The organism is Kitasatospora sp. NPDC001225, from assembly GCF_053597855.1.
Genome location: NZ_JBSFJC010000042.1, coordinates 1 through 18,508, shown reverse-complemented (window position 1 = coordinate 18,508; position 18,508 = coordinate 1). Strand labels below are relative to the sequence as shown.

The 18,508-nt window shown below is 73.2% G+C and carries 18 protein-coding genes and 1 pseudogene; 11 read left to right on the top strand and 8 right to left on the bottom strand.

The features are described from left to right. The first annotated feature begins 301 nt into the window (after window positions 1–301). Window positions 302–1,900 carry a M1 family metallopeptidase gene (locus ACWDCZ_RS17015; RefSeq protein WP_449816277.1) on the top strand — a complete coding sequence of 533 codons (1,599 nt, stop codon included), beginning with the start codon at window positions 302–304 and terminating at the stop codon, window positions 1,898–1,900. 243 nt (window positions 1,901–2,143) lie between these two features. Beyond that, window positions 2,144–2,380 carry a hypothetical protein gene (locus ACWDCZ_RS17010; protein ID WP_049659354.1) on the top strand — a complete coding sequence of 79 codons (237 nt, stop codon included), beginning with the start codon at window positions 2,144–2,146 and terminating at the stop codon, window positions 2,378–2,380. A 14-nt stretch (window positions 2,381–2,394) separates the two neighbouring features. Here ACWDCZ_RS17010 and ACWDCZ_RS17005 read toward each other — a convergent pair whose 3' ends face one another. From ACWDCZ_RS17005 to ACWDCZ_RS16995, 3 genes are all read right to left on the bottom strand, one after another. Beyond that, on the bottom strand, window positions 2,395–3,975 hold the full coding sequence (locus tag ACWDCZ_RS17005) for a sigma-70 family RNA polymerase sigma factor (protein ID WP_449816276.1): 1,581 nt from the start codon (window positions 3,973–3,975) through the stop codon (window positions 2,395–2,397). Window positions 3,976–4,218: 243 nt separating this feature from the next. Further along, complete coding sequence (locus tag ACWDCZ_RS17000) at window positions 4,219–5,256, bottom strand: CAP domain-containing protein (RefSeq protein ID WP_241852977.1); 1,038 nt, start codon at window positions 5,254–5,256, stop codon at window positions 4,219–4,221. 115 nt (window positions 5,257–5,371) lie between these two features. Continuing rightward, the gene (locus ACWDCZ_RS16995; RefSeq protein ID WP_388049514.1) at window positions 5,372–5,851 is read right to left on the bottom strand and encodes a GNAT family N-acetyltransferase; all 480 of its coding nucleotides are present in this window, start codon (window positions 5,849–5,851) and stop codon (window positions 5,372–5,374) included. Window positions 5,852–6,358: 507 nt separating this feature from the next. Between ACWDCZ_RS16995 and ACWDCZ_RS16990 the strand changes: the two genes are divergently transcribed. From ACWDCZ_RS16990 to ACWDCZ_RS16980, 3 genes are all read left to right on the top strand, one after another. Next, the gene (locus tag ACWDCZ_RS16990) at window positions 6,359–7,045 is read left to right on the top strand and encodes a hypothetical protein (RefSeq protein WP_117486549.1); all 687 of its coding nucleotides are present in this window, start codon (window positions 6,359–6,361) and stop codon (window positions 7,043–7,045) included. 368 nt (window positions 7,046–7,413) lie between these two features. Next, window positions 7,414–9,333, top strand: a complete 1,920-nt coding sequence (gene htpG / locus ACWDCZ_RS16985) for a molecular chaperone HtpG (protein ID WP_117486550.1) — start codon at window positions 7,414–7,416, stop codon at window positions 9,331–9,333. A gap of 688 nt (window positions 9,334–10,021) precedes the next feature. Continuing rightward, window positions 10,022–10,357 (top strand): helix-turn-helix domain-containing protein, encoded by a 336-nt coding sequence (locus tag ACWDCZ_RS16980; RefSeq protein ID WP_259316842.1) that lies wholly within the window; start codon window positions 10,022–10,024, stop codon window positions 10,355–10,357. 24 nt (window positions 10,358–10,381) lie between these two features. Here the strand turns inward: ACWDCZ_RS16980 and ACWDCZ_RS16975 are convergent. The 4 genes and pseudogenes from ACWDCZ_RS16975 to ACWDCZ_RS16960 form a co-directional block, all read right to left on the bottom strand. Continuing rightward, a pseudogene (locus ACWDCZ_RS16975) lies at window positions 10,382–10,699 on the bottom strand (transposase); the annotation flags it as partial. Between the two features lie 6 nt (window positions 10,700–10,705). Beyond that, on the bottom strand, window positions 10,706–11,086 hold the full coding sequence (locus tag ACWDCZ_RS16970) for a CBS domain-containing protein (RefSeq protein ID WP_117486551.1): 381 nt from the start codon (window positions 11,084–11,086) through the stop codon (window positions 10,706–10,708). 118 nt (window positions 11,087–11,204) lie between these two features. Beyond that, complete coding sequence (locus tag ACWDCZ_RS16965) at window positions 11,205–12,755, bottom strand: DEAD/DEAH box helicase (protein ID WP_449816275.1); 1,551 nt, start codon at window positions 12,753–12,755, stop codon at window positions 11,205–11,207. Between the two features lie 369 nt (window positions 12,756–13,124). After that, window positions 13,125–13,328 (bottom strand): cold-shock protein, encoded by a 204-nt coding sequence (locus tag ACWDCZ_RS16960; protein WP_099897249.1) that lies wholly within the window; start codon window positions 13,326–13,328, stop codon window positions 13,125–13,127. 765 nt (window positions 13,329–14,093) lie between these two features. Here ACWDCZ_RS16960 and ACWDCZ_RS16955 point away from each other — a divergent pair. Then, window positions 14,094–14,456, top strand: a complete 363-nt coding sequence (locus ACWDCZ_RS16955) for a hypothetical protein (RefSeq protein WP_375875000.1) — start codon at window positions 14,094–14,096, stop codon at window positions 14,454–14,456. On the opposite strand, the gene ACWDCZ_RS16950 is transcribed toward ACWDCZ_RS16955, so the two are convergent. Then, a complete protein-coding gene (locus ACWDCZ_RS16950; RefSeq protein WP_449813758.1) occupies window positions 14,441–14,602 on the bottom strand; it encodes a hypothetical protein in 162 nt (53 codons plus the stop codon). The genes ACWDCZ_RS16955 and ACWDCZ_RS16950 overlap by 16 nt on opposite strands. Before the next feature lie 34 nt (window positions 14,603–14,636). Here ACWDCZ_RS16950 and ACWDCZ_RS16945 point away from each other — a divergent pair, with 34 nt between their 5' ends. The 5 genes from ACWDCZ_RS16945 (at window position 14,637) to ACWDCZ_RS16925 (ending at window position 18,436) form a co-directional block, all read left to right on the top strand. Then, window positions 14,637–15,854: an ATP-dependent DNA ligase gene (locus tag ACWDCZ_RS16945; protein ID WP_449816274.1), complete on the top strand. Its 1,218-nt coding sequence runs from the start codon at window positions 14,637–14,639 to the stop codon at window positions 15,852–15,854. Between the two features lie 247 nt (window positions 15,855–16,101). Next, window positions 16,102–16,335, top strand: coding sequence for a ferredoxin (locus tag ACWDCZ_RS16940; RefSeq protein ID WP_449816273.1), 234 nt, complete (start codon window positions 16,102–16,104; stop codon window positions 16,333–16,335). A 110-nt stretch (window positions 16,336–16,445) separates the two neighbouring features. Beyond that, complete coding sequence (locus tag ACWDCZ_RS16935) at window positions 16,446–17,660, top strand: cytochrome P450 (RefSeq protein ID WP_449816272.1); 1,215 nt, start codon at window positions 16,446–16,448, stop codon at window positions 17,658–17,660. A gap of 169 nt (window positions 17,661–17,829) precedes the next feature. Continuing rightward, a complete protein-coding gene (locus ACWDCZ_RS16930) occupies window positions 17,830–17,994 on the top strand; it encodes a hypothetical protein (RefSeq protein WP_449813754.1) in 165 nt (54 codons plus the stop codon). Window positions 17,995–18,097: 103 nt separating this feature from the next. Then, window positions 18,098–18,436, top strand: coding sequence for a hypothetical protein (locus ACWDCZ_RS16925; RefSeq protein WP_117486557.1), 339 nt, complete (start codon window positions 18,098–18,100; stop codon window positions 18,434–18,436). The last annotated feature ends 72 nt before the right edge of the window (window positions 18,437–18,508 follow it).

Below are 18,508 nucleotides of genomic sequence, written 5' to 3'. Positions count from 1 at the left end.
GCCCGGGCAGGAAAGTACGGCCGCCGGACCTGGCCAGGTTTTCCGACGGCCGTGGCTCGTCCGTCAGGGGACGATGCACTCCTGACGTTAGACCGCGTACGGGCACCGCGCCATCACCGTGGGCCGTCCGGGGGACACGGTGTGTCGCCGGACCGAGCTCCGCCGTCGCACCACGCCGTGCCGGCGGACCGCACCGATCGCGCCCGCGCCGGCCCGACGGTCCACTAGCATCCGTGGGCCAGGCTCTCCCCGCCCCGGGGGCTCCGCCTCCGCTCCCGCTCGTGAAGTGCGGTGATCACCCTTGTCCAGGCCCCTCGGCCTCCTCAGGCCCTTCAGGCTTCTCAGGCCCCGCGCCCGGCTCGTCCCGTCACTCGCGCTCAGCGCGGTGCTGCTGTCCGCGAGCGTGCCGACGGCCGGCGCCGCCGACGGGCTGGGCGATCCGGTCTTCCCCTCGCTCGGGAACACCGGGTACCGGGTGCTCGGGTACGACCTGGCCTTCGACTACCGGGACGGGCCCCGGACGGTGGACGGCACAGCCGTGCTCACCGTCCGGCCCGACCGCACGCTCGCCCGGCTGGACCTGGACGCGCTCGGCCTGGCCGTGCGCGCCGTCCGGGTCGACGGGCGGCCGGCGGGCTTCGCCGCCCACGACGAGAAGCTGACGGTCACTCCGGCCAGGCCGTTCCGCCCGGGCGCCGTCGCCCGGCTGACCGTCGAGTACACCGCCGACCCGCGCGCCGCGCTGCCGCACACCGGCTGGGTCCCCACCCCGGACGGCTTCGCGGTGGCCGGCCAGCCGAACAGCGCGCACACCGTCTTCCCGTGCAACGACCACCCCAGCGACAAGGCCCGGTTCACCATCTCGGTGACCGCCCCGTCAGCTCTCCGCGGCGTCGCCAACGGCGAGCTGACGGCCACCGAACGGCGCGGCGACGGCCGCACCACCCGCCGGTACGTGTCCCGCGAGCCGATGGCCACGGAGCTGGTCCAGGTCTCGGTCGGCGACTACACCGTGCGCGAGCGCACCGGCCCGCACGGCCTGCCGCTGCGCGACGTCGTGCCGACCGCGCGCGCCGCCGAACTGGAACCCGCGCTCGCCCTCACCCCCGGCCAGCTCGCCTGGGCCGAAGCGCACCTGGGGCCCTTCCCGTTCGAGACGTACGGGCTCCTGCCGGCCAACACGGACGATCCGGCCGCGTTCGCCTTCACCGGCCTGGAGACCCAGACGCTCACCCTCTACAAGCCGAACTTCCTGCGGCAGGCGGAGCCGGCGATCGGCTCGCACATGATGCACGAGCTGGTCCATTCCTGGTTCGGCAACAGCGTCTCCCCCGCCAGGTGGTCCGACCTCTGGCTCAACGAGGGCCACGCCGACTTCTACGGACTGGTGTACCGCTACGAGCGCGGATGGCCGGACGCCTGGGGCCACACCACGCTGACCGACCGGATGCGCTACCTCTACGGGCTGGGCGACCAGTGGCGGCACGACTCCGGGCCGGTCGCCTCCCCCACCGCCGCCGACCTCTTCGACAGCCAGCGGTACACGGGCGGCGCGCTGGTGCTGTTCGCGCTCCGGGAGAAGGTCGGGGCGGCCGCCTTCGACCGGATCGAGCGGGCGTTCCTGCGCACCTACCGGTCCGGGAACGCGACCACCGAGGACTACGTGCGGACGGCCTCGGCGGTGTCCGGCCAGGACCTGCGGGGCTTCCTCGACGACTGGCTGTACGGGCTGCGGACGCCGCCGATGCCCGGTCACCCGGACTGGGTGGTGGGCCCGGTGGGCCTGGCGGGGGCGGCTCCGGGGGCTCCCGGGGCACCGGTTCCCGGGGCGTCGCTCTGGGAGGGTGGGGCCGCGGAGGCGGGCGGGCCCGCGGTGGCGCGGGGCTCCGGAACGCTCTGACGGCGCGGCTGGGACTGCTGGTGCACGCCCGGCGCGCCGCCGTGCGTCCGGTCGCGGCTCGCACGCCCCTGACCGGCAGGGGCGGGTGGGGCCATGGTGGTTCCCACGGCCCGCCCGCCGCCCGGCAGAGTCCCGGTCGGCTCGCGGGCCGTCCAAAACGTTTCCGTGGGCTTCCGTGCGCCCCGGTCCGTGCGCCGACGCGGTGGGCCGTAACCCTTCCGGCGCAGCGTCGTTGGACCGGCCATGAAGAAGCGCAGCATGCTTGCCGTCGCCTCGATCGCCGTCGGTGTCGTGGCCTCCCTCACCGCGCCGAGCGCGCACGCCAGTGCCGTGGGCGGGCAGGAGGGACTGCCCGGGCCGCTGAGCAGCGCTCCGGACCTGGTGCCCGGGCAGGTCGGTGACGCGGGCGGCGTCCTCGGGGATGCCACGGGCTACGTGACCGGGTCGGCGAACGGCCTGGTGGCGGCCACTCCGGCGTAGTCCCCGTCCATGGTTCAGGACATCGGGGCTCCGAGGTCCTGGGTCCAGTAGGGGGTGCCGGCCGCGTTGGTGGCGAAGCCGACGCCGATGTCCTTGAACCCGCAGTCGAGCATGTTGGACTGGTGGATTCCGCCGTCCATCCAGCGGGCGAAGACGGCGGCCGGGGTGGTCGGGCCCCGGTCGAGGTTCTCGCCCCACTGGGACCAGCGGTAGCCGGCGGCGGTGATCCGGGCCTCGGTCCGGACACCGTCCGGGTTGACGTGGTCGAAGAAGCCGCGGGTGGCCATGTCGTCCGCGTGCTTCTGGGCCGAGCCGTGCAGCCGGGGGTCGATCCGCAGCGGGGCGCAGCCGGCCCTGGCGCGTTCGGCGTTGACCAGGTCCACCAGCTGGCGCTCCGGATTGGGCTGCGGTGTCGCGGTGGCGGTGCGGGTCGCGGTCGGTGTGGCCGTCGCCGTGGGCGTCGGGCTCTCCGCGGGCAGCGGGGTCGGCACCGGTGTCGGGGCGGTGGCGGCGGGTGCGGCGGCGGCCGTCGGGACGTCCTGGGCCGCGGCCGGGGCGGTGGGCTCGGGTGCCGTCGGCTGCGGCGGCTCGCCGGCCTGCGGCCAGACCAGGGCGAGGGTGGTCACGGCGACCGCCGCGGCCGCGCCGCTCACCAGGACGGCCTTGCGGGCCGCGGTGCCGGCCCAGCCGCCGTGCCCTCCCGCCGCCGCGTGCGCGCCGGTACCGGTAGAGGCCCCGGCTCCCGCGCCCGAGCCCGCTCCGGTGGCGGCCGAGGAGGCGACGGCGGCCGCCGTGTGCTGGAAGTGGAGCAGCACGGGCGAGCCGAGCGGGATCGGCACCAGGGCGAGGCCGGCCAGCAGTCCTTCGGCCGGGAACAGGTCCCGGCCGAGGCCGCCGCAGTCCGCGCAGTCCCGGATGTGACGGGCGATGCGCTTGCGCCAGACCGAGTTCGGGGTGCCGTCGAAGCCCGCGGTGAGCTCCGTCAGTCCGGGGCAGCGGGGGTAGGCGCAGAGCGCGCGGACGACGATGCGGCCCGCTTCGAGCTGCTTCTTCATCCGCTGCACGCGCACGGCGGTGTGCTGCGGGCTCAGGTCGAGGGCCTCGGCGAGTTCGGCGCGGGTCAGATCGCCGGCGGCCTCCAGCCACCAAAGGGCGAGCAGCTCGCGGTCGTCGGGGTCCAGCCAGCGGGTGGCCTCGGCCACCTCGCGGCGCTGGCCGGACAGGCCGAGGCGCAGGATGGTGAGGTCGGTGAAGTCGGCCCGGGGGTCGGCGACCTCCCAGGTCTCGTCCAGGCCGCCGACGGTCGGCTGCTGCTGACCGGCGGCGTGCCGACGGCGCACCTGGTTCATGGTGATGGCGACCAGCCAGGACCGGAAGGACTCCGGGTCGCGGAGCCCGTCCAGGCCGTCCAGGGCCCGGATCATGGTCTCCTGCGCGACGTCGTCCACGTCGGCGTGGCCGCCGAGGGCGCGGCCGGCCACGTTGTAGACGAGCGGCAGCCAGGCGGCGACCAGCGCCTCCCGGGCCTGCCGGTCACCTGCCTGCGCCGCGAGCACCAGGGTGGTCCCGGTCCTGTTCTGCACCTCAGCGTTCATGGTCCGCACTCCGTGTTGCCGTGTATCCGTCCGCCGCTGCCTCCTCGGAGACCCGTGGGGAGTGATCAGATAACAACAATGTGCACGGAATCGGAAAATCGGCCCGGATCGGCGGGCCCGGTCCGAGGGTCAGACCGGGCCTGGGCAGGAGCGGAAGCCGGGACGATCAGGCGTGGACCACGGTCGGAGCGGGGCCGAACGGGGGCCGGACCAGGGTCGGTTCAGGGTCGGTTCAGGGCCGGTTCACGCCGGGGAGGCGAACACCTGGGTCCACCACGGGCCGTTGTTGCCGGTCCGCACGCCCACGCCGAGCTGCTTGAACGCGCAGTTCAGGATGTTGGCCCGGTGGCCGGGGCTGTTCATCCAGGAGTCCATCACCGCGGCCGGGTCCTTCTGACCGCGGGCGATGTTCTCGCCCCAGGTGCTCCAGCTGTAGCCGGCCGCCTCGATCCGGTAGTCGGCGTGCTTGCCCTCGGGGCTGGCGTGGTCGAAGTAGTTGCGGTCGGCCATGTCGTCGCTGTGCGACTGGGCCGCACTCGTCAGCCGGGGCTCGGCGCTGACCGGCCCGCAGCCGGCCTTGCCGCGCTCGACGTTGACCAGGTCGACGACCTGCTGGGCGTACGACGGGGCCGCGCCTCCGCCGGCCGGCACGCCCCCTCCCCCCGGCATGCCCCCGCTCCCCGGGAAGCTGCCGCCCCCCGGCATCCCCGGGATGCCCCGCTTGGCGGTGCCCTGGCCGGCGGTGGAGGCACCGGCGGCGGTCGGGGTCGCCTTGACGGCGGAGGCCGTGGGAGTGGGGACGGCCGTCGGGGAGGCGGCGGCCGAAGCCGTCGGGGAGGCCGGAGCGGTCGGCGTGGCGGAGGCTCCCTGGGTGGCCGCCGGGTCGGCGGCGGTGGGGGTGGCCGGCAGCGGAACGTCCGGGTTCGTCCCCCCGGCGCCGGGCACCTGGATGCCGTCGTGCGTGCCCAGCTCCGCCGAGATCAGCATGTCGGCGGCCAGCGACTGGCCCGCCATGTCGCGGTCGGTCTGCTTGCCGCCGTACGCCGCGTAGCCCGCGCCGGCCAGCGCGGCGAACAGCCCCGTCCCGGCCACGGCGACGACGACCGCGGTCACCGGCACGATCCCGCCGCCCCGCCGCGCCCGGCGGCCCCGGCCGGCGTGCCGCTCGGCAGCCCGCCGCGCCGCCCGGCCACCGGAGCGGCCGCGGGCCCCGTGCCCGCTGTCGCTGCCGGCGCCGCCCCCGCTCGCCGGGAGGATGGTCGTCCTGTCGTCGCTGTTCACGTGGCCACGCTTTCTGTTCCGGGTCGACTGGTCGGGTGTCGACACATGGGAGACCTCCCGGCGGGGCGCCGATAACAGAAATTCCGAACGAATGTCCGGGGGCCAGGCCGCGGTCTCAGCCGGCCGGTGCCTCCGGAGCCATGTCGTAGGTGATGAACCTGGTCTGATTGGCGACCTTGTCATATTTTCCACGGGCCCGGTAATTGTCTTCAGAGGTGATCCAGCGGACGGTGTTCCACCCGCGTTCCGCCGCGATTTCCCGCAGCCGGCCCAACAACGCGTCCACCGCCCCGCCGCCGCGAACCTCCGGCGCCACGAACAGATCGTCCAGGAAGCACCCGACCGCCCCGTGCAACGGCCGCGAGAACGGCCGGTAGTGCGCCAGCCCGACCGGCCGTCCGTCCGCGTCCCGCACCAGCAGCCCCGCCACCTCGTGCCCCGGATCCATCACCCAGGACCACACCAGCTCGGCCTTCTCCTCCGGAATCGGCACCCGGTAGAACTCGCAGTACCCACGGAAGAGTTCACGCCAGGCCGGGTAGTCACCGGCCTCGGGCACGCCGACGCTCCAACGGGCCGTGGAGGTGTCGTTCATCTCGGTCTCCATCACTCAGGGGGCGGTAAGAGCCACCAGCATGACGCCCCGTCGCCCCACCGCGGATCACCTCCCCGGCCAAGACCACGTACCCGCTACGCCACTCCGGTGCCTTGCCTCACCGCCCAGGACCCCCGGACGCAGCACCGCCCCGATCAGCCCGACCCGCGCCCGGGGCGGGGCTGGAGGCCGCGCGAACGCAGCCTGCTCGCCCTGCCGGACGAAGACGGGTACCAGGACACCGGGCGAGGAGCGTGGACCTCTCGTCCCCGGCTTCGCCGGTCCGCGCGGTCATGTCGCGCGCCTCACGGCCGACCGGGGTGCCGCGCGGCGGGCCCCGGGAGAAAGCCCGTGGTTCCGCACGGAAGCCGGCTCTTTCCTGGGGCTCCAGACCCGAGGGCCAGGATCGGACCGGGAGATCCGTTCGCACCTGTGCGACGTGACACGAACCGCTGTAGCATGTCATCCAGGCGACGACAAATACCCAGTCAGCGAAAGAGTGACGACATGGATACACAGGACACCGGCACGGCCGGGGTCGGCCCGGCCTCGTTCCTGGCCGCTGCCGCCGCGCTGGGCATGATGGACGACGCCGCCCGCACCGCCCGCCACGCACCCCCGGACGACGCGGGACAGATAGACCCGGCCCGGCCCCTGTCCGCGCTCATGCTGCTGCGCCACCTTCGCGAGGAACTCGCCGGCTGGGAGACCGGCCTGATCGAGACCGCCCGCGGCGCCGGCGCCACCTGGGCCGACCTCGCCGAACCGATGGGCGTCCAGAGCCGCCAGGCCGCCGAACGCCGCTACCTGCGCATGCGCCCGAACGCCGACGCCGGCACCGAGGCGGGCAGCACCGGCGAGCAGCGCGTCCAGGCCGTACGCGACCGGCGCGCCGCCGACCGCGCGGTGACCGCCTGGGCCCGCGACAACGCCGCGGACCTACGCCGCCTCGCCGGACAGATCGGCGCCCTCGACGGCCTCACCGCCTCGGCGGCCCCCGCCGTGAAACGCCTGCTGGACGCGCTCGGCAACAACGACCCCGCCCGCCTGCTCGCTCCGCTCGCCGAAACCCGGCCCTTCCTGGAAGCAGCCCACCCGACGATCGCCGACCATCTCGACGAGCTCGCCACCCGGACCGGCCGGCTGCGCGCCGACAGCGGACGGCAGCGCCGCACGCCTCCCACCGGCCCGTGACCGCCCCAGCCGGGCCCCAGCCCGCGCACCTCGGCCCCGGTCGCAGCCGCAGGCCCCCGGCAGGCGGAGCGCGGGTCGACGCCGACGCCGCCGGCGAGGAGACGCAGGTACCGGACCTGACAGGCCGGCCTGTCGCGGTGGCCTCGGTCGAGCAGGCCCTGGTCGCCGCCGCGGTGCCACGCCGGAATGCCGTGACGGCTGGAAGCCCTTCCTGCCGTGCTACGGAACCGCCCGGCCCAGGGCCGACCGCCCCGGGCACCCGTACCGGCCCCTCAGCCGTATCCGAACACCCGCGGCCGGCCGCGCGGCACGCCCGTCCGGCCCCGGCAGCCCGAACCGAACCCTTTCCACCGAAGGAGACCCCTCCCGTGGCCAGCCCGACCGAGACGCTGGAGTTCCAGGCGGAGACCCGCCAACTGCTGCAGCTGGTGATCCACTCGATCTACTCGAACAAGGACATCTTCCTGCGCGAGCTGATCTCCAACGCCTCCGACGCCCTCGACAAGCTCCGCCTGGAATCCCTCACCGACACCGACCTCGCGGCCGACACCTCCGACCTGCACATCACCCTGGAAGTCGACCAGGCGGCCCGCACCCTGACGGTGCGGGACAACGGCATCGGCATGACCCGCGACGACGTCGTCGACCTGATCGGCACCATCGCCAAGTCCGGCACCGCGAGCCTGCTGGCCAAGATCAAGGAGGCCAAGGACGCGGACGCGGCGCAGAGCCTGATCGGCCAGTTCGGGGTCGGCTTCTACTCTGCGTTCATGGTCGCCGACAAGGTCACCCTGCACACCCGCCGCGCCGGCACCGAGCAGGGCACCGTGTGGGAGTCCGACGGCGAGGGCAGCTACACCATCGCGGAGGCCGAAGGCCTGCCGGTGGGCACCTCGGTCACGCTGCACCTCAAGCCGGCGGACGGCGAGGACGGGCTCGGCGACTACCTGGCCACGTGGAAGATCCGCCAGATCGTCAAGCAGTACTCGGACTTCATCCGCTGGCCCATCCGCATGGCCGCCGAGGACCAGGACGAGAGCGAGCGCCGGGGCGAGCCGGAGACGCTGAACTCGATGAAGGCCCTGTGGGCCCGCCCCCGCAGTGAGGTGACCGAGGCCGAGTACAACGAGTTCTACCAGCAGATCAGCCATGACTGGCAGCCTCCGGCCGAGACCGTCCACATGCGCGCCGAGGGCACCTTCGAGTACGAGGCTCTGCTGTTCGTCCCCGCCCACGCCCCGTTCGACCTGTTCTCCCGGGACGCCAAGCGGGGCGTGCAGCTGTACGTCAAGCGCGTGTTCATCATGGACGACTGCGACGCGCTCATGCCGAACTACCTGCGCTTCGTCAAGGGCGTCGTCGACGCCCACGACCTGTCGCTGAACGTCTCCCGCGAGATCCTGCAGCACGACCGCCAGATCACCGCCGTGCGGCGGCGCCTCGTCAAGAAGGTCCTCGCCGCCCTCAAGGACATGCGGACCAAGGACAGCGAGACCTACGCGAAGGTGTGGGAGCAGTTCGGCCGGGTCCTCAAGGAAGGCCTGATCGAGGACCGCGACAACACCGACACCCTGTTGGAACTGGTCTCCACGGCGTCCACTCACGACCCGGAGAAGGCGACGACGCTGCGCGAGTACGTCGCGCGGATGAAGGACGGCCAGGACACCGTCTACTACCTGACCGGCGAGAACCGGGCGATGGTGGAGAACTCCCCGCACATGGAGGCCTTCACCGCCAAGGGCTACGAGGTCCTGATCCTCACCGACCCCGTCGACGAGATCTGGACCGACGAGGTCCCCTCCTTCGACGGCCACCGTTTCCAGTCGATCGCCAAGGGACAGGTCGACCTCGACGACGACTCCGACGGCGACGGCGGTGACGAGGCGAAGACCGAGAAGGCCCAGCGCGAACAGGACTTCGCCGCGCTCCTCGGCTGGCTCCAGTCCACCCTGGCCGAGCACGTCAAGCAGGTCCGCCTCTCCACCCGCCTGACCACCTCCGCGGCGTGCCTGGTCGGCGACGCCCAGGACCTGACCCCCACCCTGGAGAAGATGTACCGGGCCATGGGCCAGGACCTCCCCCAGGTCAAGCGGATCCTCGAACTCAATCCCACCCACCCCCTCGTCACCGCCCTGCGTCGGGCCCACGAGGCGAACGCCGACGACCTGGCGCTCACCGACATCGCCGAACTGGTCCACGGCAGCGCCCTGCTCGCGGAAGGCGGTGACCTGCCCGACCCGGCCCGCTTCACCCGCCTCCTGACCGATCGCCTCACCCACACCCTGTGACTCGGGCGCGCGGCGGTGGCTCGGGGGGGGTGCCGCCGCCGCGCAGCGGGAGGCTACCTCACTCACGGGCGCCGCAAAATCTATGCGCGCCGGAGTAGACATTGCCCTTGGGTGGGTCTAACGTTTCTCTCGTAGACAGCAGTCGGCGATACCGGCCAGACACGAACTGGCCGGGGTTGTTGGACAGAAGTTCGCAGTTCGGTCCGGCAGTGGAGTTCCGAAGCCCGGCAGGTGCAGGACGGCGACGGGACTGACTGCCGGACCGGGCGGCCCGCAGGCATCAGGGGCCGCCGCCAGTGGTATCGAGCAGTACGCAGTTCAGTGAGCGCGGTACCGGCAGTACGAAAGTGACAGTTCAGTACAGAGGAGGAACGGAGGGCGCAAGCGCCATCAGGATCGCCCGGCCCGTGAACACTCACCCGGGCGGACACCGCAGACCCCAACGCAAGGACGGTGGTTTCCGGTCACGCATACGCGATCCCCGCACACCCCTTCCCCGGGGCAGTGCGGAAGTGGAAGGGCCGGCCCAGGCCGGTAGATGGTGTTGTTCCCTTCGGGGCCCCGGAGCCGACACGGCCCCGGGGCCCCTCGACGCGTTCTCCCCGAGAACCAGAGAGGTGCAGTGACTACAACGGCCAGCCCCGACACACCCGACAAGCTCGACGACGACGACTACCCCGCCTACACCATGGGCCGCGCCGCCGAGATGACCGGCACCACCCCCGGCTTCCTGCGGGCCCTCGGCGACCACCGCCTCATCACCCCCCTGCGCTCCGACGGCGGCCACCGCCGCTACTCCCGCTACCAACTACGCATCGCCATGCGCGCCCGCGACCTCGTCGACCAGGGCACCCCCATCGAAGCCGCCTGCCGCATCGTCATCCTCGAAGACCAACTCGAGGAAGCCCTGCGCCTCAACGAACAACTCCGCCGCTCCCAACACCGCCAGGAACCCACCGCCGGCACCCGACCGCCCGCCGGGCCGACGGGACCGGCGGGCGGTGGTCGCCAGGTCGTCGAGTGAGCAGAGCACGCCGCGTCCGAGGCAGCGCCGTTCCAGCTCCGCGTACCACCGCTCGACCTGGTTGATCCAGGACGAGTACGTCGGTGTGAAGTGCAACTGGACACGGGGATACGCGACCAGCCCGCGGTGCACCACGGGTGACTCGTGGGCGGACAGGTTGTCGTAGATCACGTCGACCGCCAGGCCCGGCCCGGCCTGGCGGTCGATCTCGTCCAGGAAGTCCCGGAAGTCGACCGCGCAGTGGGTGGAGCCCTCCGGTGTCTCCTCCGGCGCGCGAGCCGCGCGCGGAGGATTCCAGGGTCCTGTGCCGCCCTGTCGTCCCGGTGCGCCCCCGGCCGACAGGCCGGTCTAGAAGCCGAGCAGGCCGATGGCGTGGCCGTCGGGGTCGACCACCGGCCACACGGCCAGGCCTCGGGCGCACATGGCGGAGGCCGCGGTGGCGGCGAGCATGTCGGCGGTGGCGAACGGGGCGCGGTCGAAGGCGATGTCGCGGACCGGGGTGCGCTCAGTGGACCGGGTGCGGGTCTCGAACGGGGCGAGGTGCGGGCGGGTCAGCAGCCCGGCGCAGCGGCCGTCGTCGTCGCGGACCAGGAGGTGATCGGCGCCGGAGCCGTGCAGGATGTGGATCGCCACGTCGAGCATGACGTCGTCGCTGATCTGTAGCTCGGGGCGGGTCATGAGGTCGCGGACCGTGGTGGTGGTCGCCGGGCGTTCGAGGGTGAGGGCCATGGGGCTCCGTGGTGTCGTTTCCGCCGGGGCCGGCGGTGGTCGGGGTAGCGGCGGTGGGACAGCCGCCGGGGTCCGCCGGGGCCCGGAACGCGGGGGCGGTCCGGGCCGGACCTGCCTTCTAGGCCGCGAGGGCGATACGCCTGGGTGCCCGGCGGCGGCCGGAGGAGCCCTTGGTGTCGCGGCTCGCCACGGTGACGCGGGCGTCGCCGCCGGTGGAAGCCGGGCGGCTGCGGCGGCCGCGCCTCGTGGCCGCGCTGTCGCGGGGGCGTTCGACGACGGGGTCGGCGATGACGACGGGCACGCCGTTGGGGACTCGGGCGCCGGTGATGCGGGCCAGGTCCTCGTCGCCGGCGCTGACCCTGGTGGTGACAGGGGTGATACCGGCGGTGCTCAGCATGCGGGCCGTCGCGCGGCGCTGGTTGGGCAGGACCAGGGTGACGACGGTCCCGGACTCGCCGGCCCGGGCCGTGCGCCCGCCGCGGTGCAGGTAGTCCTTGTGGTCGCTCGGCGGGTCCAGGTTGACGACGAGGTCGAGGCCGTCGACGTGGATGCCCCGGGCCGCGACGTTGGTCGCGATCAGCGCCGTGACCTGGCCGGTGCGGAACTGCTCCAGGGTGCGGGTGCGCTGGGGCTGGGACTTGCCGCCGTGCAGGGCCGCGGCCTTGACCCCGTTGGCGAGCAGGTCCTCCACCAGCGCGTCGGCACGCTCCCGGGTCTCGGTGAACATGATCACCCCGCCGTCACGGGAGGCGATGTGGGCGATCGTGGCGTCCTTGTCGACGTTCTGCACGTGCAGCACGTGGTGCTCCATGGTGCTGACCGCTGCCGCGGACGGGTCCACCGAGTGGGTGACCGGGTCCTTCAGGAAGTTCCGGACGAGGCGGTCGACGTTGCGGTCCAGGGTGGCGGAGAACAGCATGGTCTGGCCGCCTTCGGCGACCTGTTCCAGGAGTTCGGTGACCTGCGGCAGGAAGCCCATGTCGGCCATCTGGTCGGCCTCGTCGAGGACGGTGACGCCGACCCCGTCGAGTTGGCAGTCGCCGCGCTGGATCAGGTCCTTGAGTCGGCCGGGGGTGGCCACGACGACCTCCGCCCCACGGTTCAGCACCTGTGCCTGGCGGCCGATCGACATCCCGCCCACCACGGCCGCCATCCGCAGCCGCACCGCGTGCGCGAACGGGGTGAGTGCGTCGGTGACCTGCTGGGCGAGCTCGCGGGTGGGGACCAGCACCAGGGCCAGCGGCCGGCGCGGCTCCGCGCGCCGGCCGGCGATGCGGGCCAGCAGCGCGAGACCGAACGCGATGGTCTTGCCGGAGCCCGTCCGTCCCCGTCCGAGGACGTCACGTCCGGCCAGCGAGTTCGGCAGTGTCGCGCCCTGGATCGGGAACGGCGTGGTGACGCCCTGGCGGGTCAGCACCGACAGCAGCGCCTTGGGCATGTCCAGCTCGTCGAACGATTCGACGGCGGGCAGCGCCGGGGTGGTGCTCACCGGCATCGCGAACTCACCCTGTGAGGAACGACTTTGACGGGCGCCACGGCCGCCGGCGGGCCGGTCGCCGTAGAAGGAGCCGCCGCCCGGGCGGGAGCCGTAGGCGGCGCCGGCGGATCGGGAGGAGACCGAGGAACGGGAGTTGGCGTTCTGGTACGGGGAGCGGCGGGAGCGGTTCATGTGAAACCTTCCTGGGGCGGCACGTCACGAGGCGGCTCGGCGGCGCGGGACGCCGGCAGGAGGTCGCGAGGGAACGGGCCGAAAGTGTGGAGCGCGGGGCGTGGACGGTGAAACCGTGCGGCACGTCACCTCAGGTCTGCGCTCACCGCCGGGGCGGGAACGGAGATCCACGAACCGTGGGATGTCACGGCAGGGGCGGCGATCCGGACGCGGCGCTGCGCGTCTCGCGTGGGGATGGCCGCCGGTGGCGGAGCCAGGGGGCCGGAATCGGCCGGGATGTGCGGGGTGGAGCAATACCGAAGGGGCCCGCACCGGGCATCATGTACGCGGTGCGGGCCCCTCGCTACCAGGCGGGTGCCGTGGCGGAAACTACAGCGGACGAATGTTCTCGGCCTGCGGGCCCTTCTGGCCCTGCGTGACGTCGAACTCGACCTTCTGGCCCTCGAGCAGCTCACGGAAGCCGTTGGCGTTGATGTTCGAGTAGTGGGCGAAGACGTCGGCGCCGCCACCGTCCTGCTCGATGAAGCCGAAGCCCTTTTCCGCGTTGAACCACTTCACAGTGCCATTAGCCATAAAAAATCTCCTTCAAGGGACTGTCCGAAGCGTGCACAGCGCGCGCTTCGAGTCACCGCGATAAGCACCCACCCGGGGAAGAGCCGGGAAACAGAAATGCGCCTGCGAAACATCAGCAGGCGCACACAAAGTTCATGGGAACCACTACTGCAACTAAAACGACTCTAGCAGGCCCAGACCCGCCGCGGGTGGATATTCCGTCCCCGGTTCTGCGGCGCCCCTTGCCGAGGGGTACCGGCCGCGATGCCACGGTGACTGCCAAAGTGACTGCACAGCAGCCGAGTTGAGCATGTCGGCCACCCCTTGCACTCCGACCGGCCGCTCCTCCCGGGAGGGCGAGAAGCGCAGGCGCCGAGCCTCTGCCCTCGGCGCGGCGGACTCGCGAAATTCAGTGCCACGCCCACCGGCACCATCCCGAGGCGCTCCGAAATCGAGTACGCGAAGAGGGCGCGCTCCCGCGACTTTCGACGCGTACCGCAAGGAAGGACGAAATCTGCGGCAGCCCGCCGCATTCCCGCCGTCGTCGCCGGGCGCACGGATTCCGCGGCATCCGCGGCGCGCTGACGCCGGCCCTGTCGGAGGTGGGCGGCTCCGCGGACTTCACCACCGTCCTCGCGGCCGACCCTGCCCGTCACCGGCGGCCCGCGCGATCCCGGCGACGGCCCGGCCCTCACCGCCGCCGTACAGCAGGCGCAAGGCTCGCGACTGCCATGGTTGCCGCCCAGGCCCTTCGGCTCGCGGAGACCGTGTCCTATCCTGGCAGGCATGCCGAACCCTGACGGGCTGCTCGTCGACATCGCGGCGATGGTCGAGTCCGAGCACAGCAATCAGATGTCGCTGACCGTGGTGGTCCCGGGCGCGGTGATCACCGGCAGACTCGCGCCGGTGAGCCTGTGGTTGGAGCGGGTGGCGGAGGTCCTCCAGGCCTCGGAGCACTTGAAGCCGTTCGCCGCCCTCTTCGCCCCGCCCGCCGACGCCCCGCCCGCACCGCCCACCCATCTGCATCTGCACCGGGCGAGGATCCTGCAGGGCGACTTCGGGCTGCCCCACACCGGCGGCATGTACCGCATCGCCATCGAGGACGTCAGCAGCTGGACGGTCGGGGACCTCAGCTACTCCGATTCCTGATCGCCGCAGCAGGCCGAGTGGCCGACCGGCGGCGCCTCGTCACCGGTGAGTTCGCCGGCGCGCTCCTTCGCCTCGCCGGCCAGTTCCCGCGCCTTGTTCGACAGGTCGCTCGTCGGTTCCTCCAGTCGTCCACCGGGGCGGCGCACCGGCGCCTCTCGTGCGTCACCTTGTGACCGATATGTGCCCCCTCATGCGCGCGGTACGGATCTCCGGCCGTCCTGGCCGGTGCGGGTCAGGCGGCGGCGGGTGGCCGGGCGTCGGCTGCCCGGATGTCTGCGGGGGCTGGGGCCGGTGGAGGGGGCGGCGGCGGTGGCGTTGCTGTCCGGGGAGTCGCAGCGGTTGCGGACCGGGATCGGGCCGGCGGCGTTGCGGGGTCTGCCCGGGCCCGCAGCGGAGGCCTCGCTCGGGGTGCGGGAGGTGGAGCGGGAGCTGGAGCGGATCGCGGGGGTGCACGGGGCCGGGGCGCAGGCGGAGCGGCGACGGCTGCTGCACGGGCTGTTCGCGCGGGCGACGGCGGAGGAGCAGGGGTTCCTGCGGGCGGTGCTGGTCGGGGACCTGCGGCAGGGGGCGCTGGACGCGGTGGTCGGGGACGCGGTGGCGCTGCCGCTGCGTTCGGCGGTGCTGGACGGCGAGGCGATCACGCTCGGTCCGGACGGCCGGCCGCGCCCGTTCCAGGAGACCGCCGCGCGCACCGCCTCCCGGCGGGACCCGGACCGGCTGCGCGCCGAGGTCCCGCTCGACGCCTACTTCTTCGACCTGCTGCACCGGGACGGCGAGGACCTGGTGGACCGTCCCGGCCGGGAGCGCTGGGCGGCGCTGGCCGGGGCGGTGCCGGACGGCCTGCGGGTGGCCCGCACCGAGACCGGGGACCGCGACCGGGCGCTGGCCTTCTTCCGCGACACACTGGCGCTCGGCCACGAGGGCGTGCTGGTGAAGGACCCGTCGGCCCCGTACGCGGCCGGGCGGCGCGGCGCGGGCTGGATCAAGGTGAAGCCCCGGCACACCCTGGACCTGGTGGTGCTGGCCGCCGAGTGGGGCAGCGGGCGGCGGCGCGGCTTCCTCAGCAACCTGCACCTGGGCGCCCGGGCGGCGGGCGAGCCGGGGCTGGGCCCGTGGGTGATGCTCGGCAAGACCTTCAAGGGCCTGACCGACGACACGCTCGCCCGGCAGACCGTCGAACTGCTGGCCCGGGAGACCGGACGGGACGCCTGGACGGTGCGGGTCCGGCCGGAACTGGTCGTCGAGATCGCCTTCGACGGGGTGCAGCGCAGCTCCCGCTATCCGGCCGGACTCGCCCTGCGCTTCGCCCGGGTGGTGCGCTACCGGCCGGACAAGGACGCAGCCGAGGCGGACACCGTCGCGACCGTACGGGAGATCGCCGCCGCCGAGGGGCTCTGAGCCGGGAGCGGGCGGCTACGGGCAGCGCCCGGAGGCCGTGAACCACCGTACGGTACAGGCTTGTTGGGGTGATGCCGGTTCAAACCTCCCGCGCCGCTCCGGCGGCTCCGACGGGAGCCGAATCGGCCATTCTCGGCGATCCCGCCACCGCGCCCTCCGTGGACGGAGTAGCGGCGGTTAGGTTGGCAATGACAACGAGAGGCGGCCGCCGGGCAGCCGGCGGCGCACTGGCGAGAGGTGCCCGACCATGCGGGTGAGTGTCGACCGGGACCGCTGCTGCAGCTCCGGGATGTGCGTCACGAACGTTCCCGAGGTCTTCGACCAGGACGACGACGACAGTCTGGTGAGGCTCCGTCAGACCGACTTCAGGCCCGACCAGTTCGAGGATCTCAGACTGGCCGCCCAGCTCTGCCCGGGCGGCGCCATCACCGTGGTCGAGGACGGGCCGGCGGAGGCCGGGGCCGCCTCGGTCGACGGCTGACCGTACGCCGGTCCGGGCCGGCCGCGGACCGGAACCGCACCCGGGACCGGCGGACGTCCGGCAACCCCACCCCCCACCGGAGAACCATCGCGACGCAAGGAGACCCCGCCTTGACGAGCACACCCACCGTGCCCGCCGTCCCACTGCCGGCCCGGCACTCCGCCGGCTGCCCGTTCGGCCCGCCGCCCGCCTACACCGAGGCCGCCGCCACCGCGAACCTGAGCCGCGCCGAGCTGCCCGGGGGCGAGTCCTGCTGGCTGGCCACCGGCTACACCGAGGTCCGCGCCATCCTGTCCGACCGCCGGTTCAGCGCGGACCTGCGCCACCCGACCTTCCCGCTGCTGATCGCCGGCAGCCGGGAGCGGATCGGCGAGAACCCGAACTTCCTGAACCTCGACGACCCCGAGCACGCCCGGCTGCGCCGGATGGTCACCGGGGACTTCCTGGTCAAACGGGTCGAGGCGATGCGCCCGGACATCCAGCGGATCGTGGACGAGGCGCTGGACGGGATGACCGCGGGCCGCGCCGAGGCCGACCTGGTCGCCGACTTCGCGCTGCCCGTCCCCTCGCTGGTGATCTGCCTGCTGCTCGGAGTCCCGTACGAGGACCACGAGTTCTTCCAGGGCATCAGCCGGACGCTGCTCAGCAACACCAGGCCCTTCGAGGAGCTCCTGGCGGCCCGGGACGAGATGCTGGAGTACCTGGAGGCGCTGACCGCCCGCAAGCGGGAGGAGCCGCGGGACGACATCCTCAGCCGGCTCGCCGTCCGGGACGACCTCACCCCGCGCGAGGTCGCCAGCACCGGCTTCCTGCTGCTGGTCGCCGGGCACGAGACGACCGCGAACATGATCTCGCTCTCCACCGCCCTGCTGCTGGACCGGCCCGAGCAGATCGCCAGGCTGGCCGACCCGGCCGCGGTGCCCGGCGCGGTGGAGGAGCTGCTGCGCCTCCTCACCATCATCCACACCGGGGTGCTCCGGGTGGCGTTGGAGGACGTGGAGCTGGGCGGTACGACCGTCCGGGCCGGGGAGGGCGTGGTCGCGATGCTCTCCACCGCCAACCGGGACGAGGCGGTGTTCGGCGGCGCCGACCGGCTGCCGGCCGACGAACTGGACCTGGACCGGGACGCCCGGCGGCACATGGCCTTCGGCTTCGGCGTGCACCAGTGCCTCGGCCAGCCGCTGGCCCGTGCCGAGCTCCAGATCGCGCTGGCCACGCTGTTCCGGCGGCTGCCCGGGCTGCGGCTGACCGTCCCGCGCGACGAGCTGGCGTTCCGCACCGACGCGTTCATCTACGGCATGCGGTCGCTGCCCGTCGCCTGGTGACGCCCGGGGGTCTCCTGACGCCCGGGTGGGGTCCGCGGGGCGCTTCCCGGGTCACCCGGCTGGCCCTCGCGCCGGGGCGGAGGCAGGCTGGAGGGGCGAAGAGCCACCACCGGTCCCGCCGCGCCTCCGGCCCGGCGCGCCAGGACCGGCCGAGGAGACGGAGCCCGCGATGACCGACATGAGTGACCGGTCCAAGGTGAGTACCGAGGACGACGAGGACATCCGCGCCGCGGACCCCGAGGAGGGCGTCCCCTCGATGCAGAACCTGCACGCACAGGACACCTCCCGGGCGGAGGGCGCCCCCATGCTGGACGAGCCCGGCCAGCCCGGCTGACCGTCCGCCGTACCGACTCGACCGCCCGGTGCCGCCGGGCGGTCGCCGCGACCGCAGGTGTCGCTGCTCCGGCGGCGGGCCACCCGCGGGGGAGGATAGGCGCATGACCGAACACGACCAAGGAAACCGCCAGGCCCAGCCGCCCGCGGACCCGCGCACGTCGTGGGCGACCTGGACCACCCAATCGATCATCAGCGGCCCCGGCGGGGTGACCACCACCGAGATCGGCCCGATCTCCGGCGACCTCACCGTGCACACCACCTGGGTGGACGGCGAGGCGAGGCTGACCGTCCAGTACACCGGCGCGCTGGACTGGTACACGGTCACCGGCAGCCCGGTGCCGGCGCAGGACGAGACCACCGCTCGGGCGATCCACCAGGCGATGGTGAACGGCGTCAAGGCCGGCCGGGGCGCGGGTGCCCCGGCTCCGCCGAAACCCTAGGAACCAACCCCAGGCCCCTCGACGCCCGGGGTTCCCGAGCCTCCGGCGACAGGCGCGCCCGGGACCGTCACC